This is a genomic window from Lelliottia jeotgali, assembly GCF_016771845.1.
Taxonomy (GTDB): Bacteria; Pseudomonadota; Gammaproteobacteria; order Enterobacterales; family Enterobacteriaceae; genus Enterobacter; species Enterobacter jeotgali.
This window is the reverse complement of the sequence record NZ_JAENMQ010000006.1, coordinates 39,234-52,047: the sequence shown is the minus strand read 5'-3', so window position 1 is coordinate 52,047 and position 12,814 is coordinate 39,234. Positions and strand designations below refer to the sequence as shown.

The window sequence follows — 12,814 nt, the reverse complement described above, 5'->3', positions numbered from 1 at the left end:
TTAATCAGTGACCCCAGATGTCATCGTCACGAGTGACGATGACATCTGTCGACGTCAGACATGGGCTTTGGCGGCGACAGAATCGCGCAGGATAAGCTCGCCGGGGAAGGCCTGCTGGCTGGTAAATTCGCCGCCGTCGAGCATAAAAATCAGGCGGCTGATAGTCTCTTTGATCATCTCGGTGACCGGAATACGGACGCTGGAGAGCGACGGCACGGTATACGGCGCGATGGAAACATCATCAAAACCAATGACGGAGACCTCGCCCGGCGAGGCAATCCCGCTGTTATGTAGCTGCTTTAGCGCACCTATCGCCATATCGTCATTACTGGCGACAAGCGCGGTGAATGTCTCTTTGCGTGCAAGTAGCGTGGCCACCCCCGCCGCCCCGCTTTCCGGCGTCCATTTGCCCTCAACCAGCAGTTCATCACGCAGGGGAATACCGTGTTGGGCCAGGGCCTCACGGTAGCCAGAAAGACGTTCGATACCGGTGGGCGAATCCAGCGAGCCGGTGATAAAAGCGATATCGCGATGGCCCATCTCAATCAGCTGCGATACAGCGTCCTGACACGAGGCTTTATGATCGGACCACACACAATGGCTGCTGTTTTTGCGCAGACGACGGTTGAGCACCATGATCGGCTGCTCCTGCTTTTCGACGATCTCGTCCATCTCATCGACGCTTAAAAAGCGCGGATAGATGATGATCGCATCGCAGCGCATGTCGAGCAGATACTGAATCGCCTCGCGCTCTTCATCGGCGCTGTGTTTGCCATCCGCCAGAATCAGCTGGCGACCTTTTTCTTCCGTCATACGCGCGGCGTGAAACAGCAGCTCACTGAAATACACGCCGTGATAAAGGGTGTTAGTGACCACCAACCCCAGGGTTTGCGTGCGCTTTGCAGCCAGATTTCGCGCCAGCAAATTCGGGCGATAGCCGCTCTCTTCGATCGCCTTAAAAACGCGGTCTTTGGTTTCCTGGCCTACGTAACCATTGCCCGAAAGCACCCGAGAAACCGTCGCCTTCGACACCCCTGCCCGCTTCGCCACTTCCAGCATCGTGGTCATGTAATCATTCCGTCAAAAACTAATGCGCCGAAGTGTACTGCACCGCGCGAAAATTGTCGCAGCGCGTATCTCACGCTTTTGAATGCTCAAAGTGATCGTTATCACGAATGTAAAAAATGCACATACGACCATCTTGTTTCATACAAAGAAACTCATCATGATTTTGTGGAACCGGTTTCCTACACGTTCTCACCATTAAAACAGGATCAACTCCGATGGCCAAAAATTATGCCGCGCTGGCGAAAGACGTTGTCAGTGCGCTCGGCGGCAAAGACAACATCGTCGCCGTCACCCACTGTATGACGCGCCTGCGCTTTGTGTTGCAGGACGAAAGCGCCATCGACAGCGCCACCCTCAAAAGCATCAGCGGCGTGCTCGGCGTGGTGCGTAACGACAATCAGTGCCAGGTGATTATTGGCAACACCGTTTCTCAGGCGTACTGCGAAGTAGTGAATCTGCTGCCTGCCGGAATGCGTCCTGCCGAGCCGCAAGGCCCGCAAAAACTGACCCTGCGCCGGATCGGTGCCGGGGTTCTCGACGCGCTGATCGGCACTATGTCTCCGCTGATCCCGGCGATCATCGGTGGTTCGATGGTCAAGCTGCTGGCGATGATCTTAGAAATGACCGGCGTGCTGACCAAAGGCGCACCGACGCTCACTATTCTGACGGTGATCGGCGACGGCGCATTCTTCTTCCTGCCGCTGATGGTGGCAGCATCTGCTGCCGTAAAATTCAAAACCAACATGTCGCTAGCGATTGCCATCGCGGGCGTGCTGGTTCATCCAAGCTTTATCGAGCTGATGGCGAAAGCCGCCCAGGGCGAGCACGTCGAGTTCGCGTTTATCCCGGTAACCGCAGTGAAATACACCTACACGGTGATTCCGGCGCTGGTGATGACCTGGTGCCTGTCGTACATCGAGCGCTGGGTGGACAAAATCACCCCGGCGGTGACTAAAAACTTCCTCAAACCGATGCTGATTGTGCTGATTGCCGCCCCGCTGGCTATCCTGTTGATTGGTCCGATTGGGATCTGGATTGGCACCGCGATTTCCGCGCTGGTTTACACCGTGCATGATTATCTCGGCTGGCTGTCCGTCGCCATCATGGGCGCACTGTGGCCGCTGCTGGTGATGACCGGGATGCACCGCGTCTTTACGCCTACCATCATTCAGACCATCGCAGAAACCGGCAAAGAGGGAATGGTCATGCCGTCGGAAATCGGCGCCAACCTGTCGCTCGGCGGTTCTTCGCTGGCGGTGGCGTGGAAAACCAAAAACCCAGAGCTGCGTCAGACCGCACTTGCGGCGGCGGCATCCGCCATCATGGCGGGTATTTCTGAACCGGCGCTGTACGGCGTGGCGATTCGCCTGAAACGCCCGCTGATTGCGAGCCTGATAAGCGGCTTCATCTGCGGCGCTATCGCTGGAATGGCGGGGCTTGCCAGCCATTCGATGGCGGCACCGGGTCTGTTCACCAGCGTGCAGTTCTTCGATCCAGCCAACCCGATGACCATCGTTTGGGTATTTGGCGTGATGGCCCTGGCGGTGGTGCTCTCGTTTGTTCTGACGCTGATCCTTGGTTTTGAGGATATCCCGGTAGAAGACGAAGCCGAGAAAGCACGTGCCCTGCAGGCTGCACCTGTCCCGGCACAAGAAGCACGCGCATAAATGAATAACGAGGTAAAAATGTCTGTTTTTCCACAAGGATTTTTATGGGGCGGCGCACTGGCCGCCAACCAGAGTGAAGGCGCTTACCGTGAAGGCGGCAAAGGGCTGACCACCGTCGATATGATTCCCCACGGCGCGAACCGTATGGCGGTAAAGGTCGGCAAGGAAAAACGTTTTACGCTTCGCGACGACGAGTTTTACCCAAGCCACGAGGCGATTGATTTCTACCATCGCTACAAAGAAGACATCGCCCTGATGGCGGAGATGGGTTTTACGGTGTTTCGGACCTCGATTGCCTGGAGTCGTCTCTATCCGAACGGCGACGAGCCACTGCCAAATCAGGAAGGCATTGCCTTTTACCGCGCGGTGTTTGAAGAGTGTAAAAAGTACAACATCGAACCGCTGGTGACGCTGTGCCACTTTGATGTGCCGATGCATCTGGTGACGGAATACGGCTCCTGGCGCAACCGCAAAATGGTGGATTTCTTCGCCCGCTACGCGCGCACCTGCTTTGAAGAGTTCAACGGTCTGGTGAAATACTGGCTGACCTTCAACGAGATCAACATCATGCTGCACAGCCCGTTCTCGGGGGCGGGTCTGGTGTTTGAAGAAGGCGAGAACGAAGATCAGGTGAAATACCAGGCTGCGCACCACGAGCTGGTGGCGAGTGCACTGGCGACCAAAATCGCCCATGAGGTGAACCCGGAAAACCAGGTCGGCTGTATGCTGGCGGGCGGGAATTTCTACCCTTACTCCTGCAAGCCGGAAGACGTGTGGACGGCGCTGGAAAAAGACCGCGAGAACCTGTTCTTTATCGACGTGCAGGCGCGCGGGACTTATCCGGCCTATTCGGCGCGCGTGTTCCGTGAAAAAGGGGTAACGATTGTTAAAGACCCAGCCGACGACCAGATCCTCAAGCACACCGTCGATTTTGTCTCGTTTAGCTATTACGCATCACGCTGCGCCTCGGCGGAGATGAACGCCAATAACACCAGCGCGGCAAACATCGTCAAATCCCTGCGCAACCCGCACATCGAAGTGAGCGAATGGGGCTGGGGCATTGACCCGCTGGGCCTGCGCATCACCATGAACATGATGTACGACCGCTACCAGAAACCGCTGTTCCTGGTGGAAAACGGGTTAGGCGCGAAAGACGAGATCGACGCGAATGGTGAGATTAACGACGACTATCGCATTAGCTATCTGCGCGAACACATCCGCGCGATGGGCGATGCGATTGAAGACGGCGTGCCGCTGATGGGCTACACCACCTGGGGCTGTATCGATTTGGTGGCCGCATCCACCGGCGAGATGAGCAAGCGCTACGGGTTTGTGTACGTCGATCGCGACGATGCAGGCCACGGCACGCTGGACCGGAAACGCAAAAAATCGTTCTGGTGGTATAAGAAGGTGATTGCGAGTAACGGGGCGGATTTAGGGTAGCCGAACGTCCTCCGAACGGTCCCCTCTCCCTGTGGGAGAGGGTTAGGGTGAGGGGAACCCGCGTCACAGGACTGACAGGTATTGTGTGGTCTGGTGCCCTCACCCCGGCCCTCTCCCACAGGAAGAGGGAGATAACGGCCCAACCGGTAAGCGCAGCGCTACCGGGCAATGTCAGGCCGCAGCGCCGTTTCCCGCCGGGTGGCGGCTACGCCTTACCCGGCCTACAAAACCATAGGCCGGTGCAAGCCTTTGTAGGCCCGGTAAGGCGTAGCCGCCACCGGGCAACAACCGCTCAGAGCTGCGCAAATCCCCCATCCCCCACCCACTCTGCCAGCCGGGAATACACCACCTCAACGGCCGCTTTAATGGCTGGCGTCATCGGGTAATAAAACCCGACAATATCCGGCTGAATGCCCAAAAACAGCACCTCGCCCACGTCGTCTTTGATCTGATCGACCAGATAGTTAAGCGGCATATTATGGGTGGTCATCATGAACATCTCGGCGATATCGTCCGGGTCGATCAGGCGGATTTCACCGGGGTTAAGCCCCATATCCGTCGCATCGACAATCAGCAGACGGTCCGGGCGCAGCTCGCGCAGGGCGACCACGTCGTTTTCAGGGGCGCTACCGCCGTCGATCACCCGCCAGTTGCCCTGCGGATTCGCGAAGCACATCTCCGCCAGCAGCGGGCCTGCGCCGTCATCACCCATCATGCTATTGCCGACACACAGTAAAACGTCAGTCACGTAATCTCCTCACCATCAGGTAGATGGCGCTCTCCTGATGAATATCATGCAGCATGCTGAGCAGCGTTTTGCTCCACGCCTGCTGCGCGGGGGTTTGCACCGCCAGCGCCGCGTTAAAGGCGTTCGCCAGCATGGCGATATGGTTGCTGTCGATGACGATCTCGCCATACTTCGGCACGCCTTCCATTTTACGCCGCGCCGTACTGCCCGCCTCTAACGTGCCGATCCACGCCAGATAATCGTCCCACGGGCAGCTCAACGCCGCCTCTAAACAGTCGATTATCCCAAGATGGTGGCCAATCGCCAGGCTGTAATAAACCACCTGCTGGGCCGCATCCGGCGTCGCATCGTTCTCATCGATAAACTTACGGCTCAGCTGACTGAACACCACCTGTTCGCTCATCGGATACGCGCCTCGTCCACCACCTGATTCAGGTTCGCCACGATCTCGTTCAGACGCGGATCTTTTTCCGCCTCCAGCCAGCGCTCAACCTGATGATCACCCTGGCTCAGCAGACGCAGATAGTCATCGGCAATCTGACGGCCATAGCGATATCCGGCAAGACGACGCGCCGTCCGGTCAACCTTCACGCGCAATGGCTGAACCATGTCAGGGTGCAAAATCTGCGCGGGCTGGTTGTCGATTTCCCCCGGCTCGCGGGCGTGGATTTTCTGCTCCAGCAGCCCCAGCGCCATCGCAAAACCGTACAGCGTCGCGGCAGGCGTCGGCGGGCAGCCGGGGATATAGACATCCACCGGCACGATTTTGTCGGTCCCGCCCCAGACACAGTAGAGATCGTGGAAGATGCCGCCGCTGTTGCCGCACGCCCCGTAGGAGATGCAGATTTTTGGATCGGGCGCGGATTGCCAGGCGCGCAGCGCCGGGGATCGCATCGCGCGCGTCACTGCACCGGTGAACAGCAGAATGTCCGCATGACGCGGAGACGGCACCACTTTGATACCAAAACGTTCGGCGTCAAACAGCGGTGACAGAGTGGCGAAGATTTCAATCTCGCAGCCGTTGCAGCCCCCGCAGTCCACACGGTAGACGTAGGCGGAACGTTTGATTTTTTTCAGCAGGGACGCTTTCATGTTGGCGATGGATTCATCCACCGTCATCGGCACCGGAATGCCGTTATCGTCGCGCGGGCCGAGTAAATTATTCATCAGCTGGCTTCTCTCATGTGGCGGGTGATATCGATGCGGTCGGACGGCAGCAGGCACTTCTGGCGTTTGCATTCCGGGCAGGTTTCGAACCCTTCCCGGTGCTGTTCCGCACGCGCATCACCGTTGTGTTTCAGCAGCGCAATGGCGTAGTCGATCTCTTTTTGCACGGCGAACGGATGGTTGCAGACGCGGCAATGGCACAGGTCAAAGCGCGACTGTTGAAGGAAATCGGCTTTGTTCCACACCGCCAGCTCGTACTCCTGCGACAGTTTAATCGCCGCCGTCGGGCAGACCTCTTCGCAGCGGCCGCAAAAAATGCAGCGCCCGAGATTGAACTGCCAGGCCAATTCATTCGTCGCCAGATCCGTTTCCACCGTCAGGGCGTTCGACGGACAGGCGTTCACGCACGCCGCGCAGCCGATGCACTGCTGCGGATTGTGCTCCGGTTTGCCACGAAAGTTTTTATCGACCGGCATCGGCTCCAGCGGATAACTGCTGGTCACCGTGCCGGTTTTGATCACTTTTTTGATAAAGGTAAACATGACGAATCCTTATTTCAGCGGCGAGTTCTTGCGCTCGATGCTGTAGCGTTCAAGCTCTTTGTACGGCACTACCTGGCTTTTCTTCTTGCGCACATCCACCACCGTCATGCGGTCGGTACAGGAGTAGCAAGGATCGAGACTGCCGATGATCAGGGGTGCGTCAGACACCGTGTTGCCGCGCAGCATGTAGCGCAGGGTCGGCCAGTTGGCGTAGGTCGCCGCACGGCAGCGCCAGCGGTAGAGCTTCTGGTTGTCGCCGGTCATGCTCCAGTGGATATCATCCCCGCGCGGCGCTTCGGAGAACCCGAGCGCGAAGCGGTTCGGAATATAGGTAAAGCCTTCCACCGCCAGCGGACCGCCCGGCAGATTATCCAGACCAAAGTCGATCATATTCAGCGCGGTAAAGACTTCGTTGATGCGCACTTTCAGGCGGGAAATTACGTCACAGCCCTGCTCGATGTGGACCGTCATCGGCAGCAAACCGTAGCCAACGAACGGGTGATCGGCGCGGGTATCGCGGGCGTGACCGCTGGCGCGCACCATTGGGCCGACGTTGCTGAAGTCACGGGCAATCTGCGGATCGAGGCGACCCACACCGACAGTACGCTGCTCGATGTTAGGCGTGCTGAGCAGCATATCCACCAGATCCTGCACGTCGCGGCGCATCTGCTGCGCCAGCAGGCGGGTCTGGATCATGTCGTCTTTCAGCAGATCGCGGCGAATCCCGCCGATCAGGTTCAGACCGTAGGTTTTACGCGCCCCGGTGAGGATTTCAGCCATTTTCATCGAGGCTTCACGCACGCGGAAGAACTGCATAAACCCGGAGTCAAAGCCGACGAAGTGACAGGCCAGGCCGAGGTTCAGCAGGTGCGAGTGCAAGCGCTCCACTTCCAGCAGAATGGCGCGGATCATCTGCGCACGCTCTGGCACCACGATCCCCATCGCGTTTTCCACCGAGGTGGTGTAGGCGGTACTGTGGGCAAAGCCGCAGATCCCGCACACGCGATCGGAAAGGAACGTCACTTCGTTGTAACCCATGCGGGTTTCCGCCAGTTTTTCCATCCCGCGGTGGACATAGAACAGACGGTAATCGGCGTCGATAATGTTCTCGCCATCGACGAACAGGCGGAAGTGGCCCGGCTCATCAGAGGTGACGTGCAGCGGGCCAATCGGCACCACGTTGTTCTTTTTGCTGCCCAGTTCGTTGATGAACTCGTAGGTTTCGCTGTCGGTCGTCGGGGCAGGACGCTGACGATAATCCATGCTGTCTTTGCGCAGCGGGTAGAGTTCATCCGGCCAGTCGTCCGGCAATACCAGGCGACGTTCATCCGGCAGGCCGACGGCTACCAGACCGTACATATCACGCACTTCGCGCTCGCCCCAAACCGCCGCAGGCACGCGCGGCGTGACGGACGGGTACTCCGGTTTATTCGGATCGACTTCGACGCGCACGGTTATCCAGCATTTGACGCCCTGCTCCATCGACAGCACGTAATAGACCGCGTAGTTGCCGCACAGCTGGCGCTCATCGTTGCCGAACAGCACCGACAGCCAACCGCCCTGCTGGTAATAAAGAAACTCCACCACTTCCGGCAGATAGTTCACCTTGATGGTCAGGGTGATTTGATCTTTGGTCTGCCAGCTCTCTTCCAGCACCACGCCGGGAAACGCCTGATGCAGTGCGGCGAGATACTGTTGACCTACTTTTTCTTCAGACATACTAAGACTCTCTGTAATCACGCCACCAGCAAGGAGACGAAGGCTAAAAAGGCAAAGCCAAACCCGGCCCAGGTGATGCGCGAGGTGGCGTTAAAGCGCAGTCGCGCCATGCTGTTTTCAAACAGGGCGATAATCAGCACACCGGCCACCAGCTTGAGCGCGGCAATCACCACCGCCAGCAGTAAACCCGTCACCGAAAAGTGCGTCACCTGTCCCCACGGGAAGAAGACGCCGACAAACATTTGCAGTACCACCAGCTGTTTGAGGCTGATGCCCCACTTCAGCACCGCAAAACCATAGCCGCTGTACTCCGTGAGCGGGCCTTCCTGCAATTCCTGCTCCGCTTCCGCGAGGTCAAAAGGCAATTTGCCCATCTCGATAAAGGTGGCGAACGCGCAGGCACACAGGGCCAGAATCAGCGGCACGCTGCGGGCGACGGGCCAGTGATAGACGGTATCCGCAATAAAGCTGATGTGCGTTGAGCCCGCGACCTGCGCCGCGACCCACAGGCCCAGCAGCAGGATCGGCTCAACCAGCACGCCGAGCATCGCTTCGCGGCTGGCGCCGATACCGGTAAACGGACTGCCCGTATCCAGCCCTGCAATCGCGAAGAAAAAGCGTGCGATGGCGAAGAGATAGATCAGGGTGATCAGGTCACCGAGCACAGGCAGCGGCGACGCAACCGTCACCACCGGCAGTGCGGTGGCGATGGTCAACATCACGCCGACCATCACGAACGGCGTCAGGCGGAACACCCACCCGGACGCGTCAGGAGCGATGCTCTGACGGCCCATCAGTTTGAACAGATCGCGGTACTCCTGGAGTACGCCAGGGCCGCGACGGTTGTGCATTCGGGCGCGGGCCACGCGGGTGATGCCCGAAAGCAGTGGCGCAACGGCGAATAACACCAGCGCCTGAAGTAATGCCAGTAACAGACTCATGTCAGGCTCCTCGTGAAATCACAATCACCACCAGCACCGCCAGCTCGATCAGGGCGAGACGACGGAACAGCGTGGGCGCGACCGCGCTTTGCCAGCCGGGTATCAACTTCACCGGATTTAGCAGGTGGCGCAGCTTCAACACAGCGGCAAAGTTCTCTTTCACCGGCATCGCAAAACCGTGGGCGGTGATCACCATCGACTGTTCGTGCTCATACCCGCACGCCCATGCCTTCCCGCGTGAACGGGCGGGCAGACGGTCGCGTTTGAAGAACATCATCAGCACCAGCGGGAGAAGCGGCGCGGCGATCAGCAGCAGAGCAATCATCGGCTGAGAAACGGCGGTGTGCGCGGTGGTGAGCGGCAGTGGGACTGCACTTCCCAGCAGCGGCAGCAGCCACGGTGCAGCGACCCCGCCCGCAATACAGCACAGGGCCAGCAGAACGACGCTTGCAGTCATCAGAGCCGGTGCGCAGCGGGCGTTTTCTGCCTCCGGGGTACGCGGGGCGCCGAGGAAGGTGACACCGTAGACTTTCGCCATACACATCACCGCCAAAGCGCCGGTAATCGCCAGACCGACGGCCAGCATTGGCCCCAGCAGACGGGCGATAAAGACGTCGCTCTGACCGAGGGCAAAGAACGACTGATAGATCACCCACTCACCGGCAAAACCGTTGAGCGGTGGCAGCGCGGCCATCGCCATCAAACCGACCAGCATGGCGAGCGAAATCAGCGGCATTTTTTTGCCGATCCCGCCGAGCTTCTCGATATCGCGATGCCCGGTGCGGAACCAGACGCTGCCTGCGCCGAGGAACAGCGTGCTTTTAAACAGGCTGTGGTTGACGAGGTGATACAGCCCACCGATAAACCCGGCGGCAACGAGCGCCGGATGGTTCAGCGCCAGGCCAGTCAGCCCCGCGCCCAGACCAAGCAGGATGATGCCGATATTTTCCAGGGTGTGATACGCCAGCAGGCGCTGGATGTTGTGTTCCATGAGGGCGTACAGCCCGCCGACAAAGGCGGTGATCATCCCGGCGACGAGCAGCACTACGCCCCACCACAGCGGCGGCTGGCCGCCGATCAGCGAAAGGGTGAGGATGCCAAACAAACCGACTTTCATCACCACCGTCGAGAACAACGTCGCGGCAGGTGCAGAGGCATTCGCGTGCGCCTGCGGCACCCAGCCATGCAGCGGAATAATCCCCGCCAGCAGACCAAAACCAACCACGCCGAGCAGCCAGATATCCGCGCCAAATGGCATCAGTTGCGCACGGGCGCTCAGGAGATCCAGTTCCAGCGTGCCGTAGCGCTGCCACACCAGCCAGCAGGTCAGTGCCAGCAAGAGAGTGCCGAGGCGCCCAAGCGCAAACCACAGTTTGCCGGACTGGCTGCAGCCGGTCAGGAACACGCCGCACAGAGCCATGATTTCCGCCATCACCACCAGCGCGGCCAGGTTGCTGGCGACGACCGTACAGACGGCGGCGGCGAGCAGGAGATTGATCAGCAGACCGTTCGGTTTGGTCTGCGGATGGCGGTGCCAGTCGATATTAAACAGGCTGATAAACAGGCCGCACAGGCCAAAGGTGATGAGCCAGATAGCGTTCAGCGGCGTGAGCTGAACGGTGTGGCGAACCAGCGGCATAGCGCCTTCTGCATGGACACCCTGCGTCAGCACCATAAACCCGGTCAGCGCCGTTATCGCACTACCGACTGCCCCGCCGATTCCGGCGGTCCATCCGCTGAGGGGTTTGTTGAAAGAGAACACCAGCGACAGCACGGCGGCGGCCACAAACCAGGCCACGGCGCTGTTAATGAGAGTCACAGCGTTCATTTCGCCCCCTCGTTTTGCGCCTGAAACAGCGACAGATCGCCAAAATCGGTATTTATCGTCAGTTCGCGTTTGCGTTTACTGGTGCGCGCGATATCGCGGATATTGACCAGAATCAGCGCTTTGGTCGGGCAGGTGCGCACGCAGGCCGGGCCTTGTTCATCAAAGCTGCACAAATCGCATTTCACCGCCACGGCGCGCACACCCGGCACCCAGTCCAGCAGGCTGCTGACGCGGGCCGGAGCGGGAGGCGCAGGCGGGGCTTTTGGCGAATTGGCGTTGGCTGGAATATGCAGCGGGCGGCTGCCCGAAAATTCAATCGCGCCGAACGGGCAGGCGATGCCGCACAGCTTGCAGCTCACGCACAGGCTCTCGTTCAGCTGCACAGCGCCATCGACGCGGGTGATGGCATTCACAGGACAGACGCCCGCACAGGGGGCATCCTCACATTGATGGCAGAGCTGCGGGGCAGACTCTTTTTCATTACGCATAACGCGCAGGCGCGGCATGGACTGCAGCCCGTGCAGGCGGTGTGTTTCCGAACACGCCGCTTCACAGGTGTGGCAGCCAATACAGACCGTCGAGTCAGCAATTACAAAACGGTTCACCGGGTAGTCCTCAGGACAGTGTCATTTTTGACGACGACGTGCCATATCGACACATCTCGACACGCAAACATCAGGCGGTGTGCGGTTCGCGCACCAGCTCGTGCAAATTCACCGGCACGTTATTTTCCACCGCCGAATAGAGGCCGTCGTACACCGGTGCGATTTTTTCCAGATAGTGTTCAAGCACCTGGTGGCGATCGCGGGTACTGACGTGGCCGTCAACCATGCCGTCGATCATCAGCTGCGCCTGCGCAATACGCTGTCTGTCGCCGTCTTTGGTTTCGACGTGATATTCGATGACGTGGCTGTTGAAGTTGTCCGCCAGGGTGACGTAAATCGTGAAGTGACCAAACAGCACGAAGCACAAATCCTCTTGTGCCGCGCAGCTCATCGCATGATGCAGATGGGCTTTAGACAGGGTGATGCCCTGAACCAGTGAGTTGCAGTACAGATGCCACTGCTCCTGTAATTGTTGATGGCGTTGCGCGATGTAGTCCGCTTTTTCGCTAAGTTCCCAAATAGTCATCTCAGGTATCCGGTTAATGGAGATGACGGCTGTTAAGCAGATTTTGTGCCAGTTTTTATATTTTTGATTTACAAGGATTTTAAGTAATTAACGCTATCCCCGTCAGCATGTCGACGTGTCATTTCGTCAGCGCCGTCATCGACACTCCCTTTCCTAAATCAGGCTGGCATCGTTATTGCATTAACGGTGAAAATCACCGAGGAGGCGTCATGCACGAAATCACCCTCTGCCAGCGCGCGCTGGAACTTATCGAGCAGCAGGCAAAGCAACACCACGCAAAACGCGTTACCGGCGTATGGCTGAAAGTCGGGGCGTTTTCCTGCGTCGAACCCAGCGCCCTCACCTTTTGCTTTGAGCTGGTGTGCCGCGACACGCTGGCGGAAGGCTGCACTTTGCATCTCGAAGAGCAGCAGGCCGAATGCTGGTGCGAGACCTGCCAGCAGTACGTCACGCTGTTATCGTCAAAAGTGCGAAGCTGCCCGCAGTGTCAGAACACCGGCTTGCGCATCGTGGCCGACGACGGTTTGCAGATCCAGCGCCTCGAAATAGACCAGGAGTAA

At 58.6% G+C, this 12,814-nt stretch carries 13 protein-coding genes; 3 read left to right on the top strand and 10 right to left on the bottom strand.

Annotated elements, in window-relative coordinates; genetic code table 11:
• Positions 1-54 precede the first annotated feature (54 nt).
• Positions 55-1,068: a LacI family DNA-binding transcriptional regulator gene (locus tag JBO43_RS13185; protein ID WP_095283061.1), complete on the bottom strand. Its 1,014-nt coding sequence runs from the start codon at positions 1,066-1,068 to the stop codon at positions 55-57.
• Positions 1,069-1,283: 215 nt separating this feature from the next.
• Between JBO43_RS13185 and ascF the strand changes: the two genes are divergently transcribed.
• Positions 1,284-2,735, top strand: coding sequence for a PTS cellobiose/arbutin/salicin transporter subunit IIBC (gene ascF, locus JBO43_RS13180; RefSeq protein WP_202674488.1), 1,452 nt, complete (start codon positions 1,284-1,286; stop codon positions 2,733-2,735).
• Between the two features lie 18 nt (positions 2,736-2,753).
• On the top strand, positions 2,754-4,178 hold the full coding sequence (locus tag JBO43_RS13175) for a 6-phospho-beta-glucosidase (protein ID WP_202674487.1): 1,425 nt from the start codon (positions 2,754-2,756) through the stop codon (positions 4,176-4,178).
• Between the two features lie 292 nt (positions 4,179-4,470).
• Here the strand turns inward: JBO43_RS13175 and hycI are convergent, their stop codons facing one another.
• The 9 genes from hycI to hycA form a co-directional block, all read right to left on the bottom strand.
• Complete coding sequence (hycI, locus tag JBO43_RS13170; protein ID WP_095283065.1) at positions 4,471-4,926, bottom strand: hydrogenase maturation peptidase HycI; 456 nt, start codon at positions 4,924-4,926, stop codon at positions 4,471-4,473.
• A complete protein-coding gene (locus JBO43_RS13165) occupies positions 4,919-5,329 on the bottom strand; it encodes a formate hydrogenlyase maturation HycH family protein (protein WP_202674486.1) in 411 nt (136 codons plus the stop codon). Before JBO43_RS13165 ends, hycI begins: the two co-directional genes overlap by 8 nt.
• Complete coding sequence (locus tag JBO43_RS13160; protein ID WP_103946547.1) at positions 5,326-6,093, bottom strand: NADH-quinone oxidoreductase subunit B family protein; 768 nt, start codon at positions 6,091-6,093, stop codon at positions 5,326-5,328. Before JBO43_RS13160 ends, JBO43_RS13165 begins: the two co-directional genes overlap by 4 nt.
• On the bottom strand, positions 6,093-6,635 hold the full coding sequence (locus JBO43_RS13155; protein ID WP_095283071.1) for a formate hydrogenlyase complex iron-sulfur subunit: 543 nt from the start codon (positions 6,633-6,635) through the stop codon (positions 6,093-6,095). Before JBO43_RS13155 ends, JBO43_RS13160 begins: the two co-directional genes overlap by 1 nt.
• Before the next feature lie 9 nt (positions 6,636-6,644).
• Positions 6,645-8,354 (bottom strand): hydrogenase large subunit, encoded by a 1,710-nt coding sequence (locus JBO43_RS13150; RefSeq protein WP_202674485.1) that lies wholly within the window; start codon positions 8,352-8,354, stop codon positions 6,645-6,647.
• Between the two features lie 17 nt (positions 8,355-8,371).
• Positions 8,372-9,295: a respiratory chain complex I subunit 1 family protein gene (locus JBO43_RS13145; protein WP_095283075.1), complete on the bottom strand. Its 924-nt coding sequence runs from the start codon at positions 9,293-9,295 to the stop codon at positions 8,372-8,374.
• 1 nt (position 9,296) lies between these two features.
• Positions 9,297-11,123: a formate hydrogenlyase subunit 3 gene (gene hycC, locus JBO43_RS13140; RefSeq protein WP_202674484.1), complete on the bottom strand. Its 1,827-nt coding sequence runs from the start codon at positions 11,121-11,123 to the stop codon at positions 9,297-9,299.
• Positions 11,120-11,728 carry a 4Fe-4S dicluster domain-containing protein gene (locus tag JBO43_RS13135; protein ID WP_095283079.1) on the bottom strand — a complete coding sequence of 203 codons (609 nt, stop codon included), beginning with the start codon at positions 11,726-11,728 and terminating at the stop codon, positions 11,120-11,122. The genes hycC and JBO43_RS13135 overlap by 4 nt, the downstream gene beginning before the upstream one ends.
• Before the next feature lie 70 nt (positions 11,729-11,798).
• Positions 11,799-12,254: a formate hydrogenlyase regulator HycA gene (hycA, locus tag JBO43_RS13130; protein ID WP_095283081.1), complete on the bottom strand. Its 456-nt coding sequence runs from the start codon at positions 12,252-12,254 to the stop codon at positions 11,799-11,801.
• Between the two features lie 209 nt (positions 12,255-12,463).
• On the opposite strand from hycA, the gene hypA reads away from it, so the two are divergent.
• On the top strand, positions 12,464-12,814 hold the full coding sequence (gene hypA, locus JBO43_RS13125; RefSeq protein WP_095283083.1) for a hydrogenase maturation nickel metallochaperone HypA: 351 nt from the start codon (positions 12,464-12,466) through the stop codon (positions 12,812-12,814).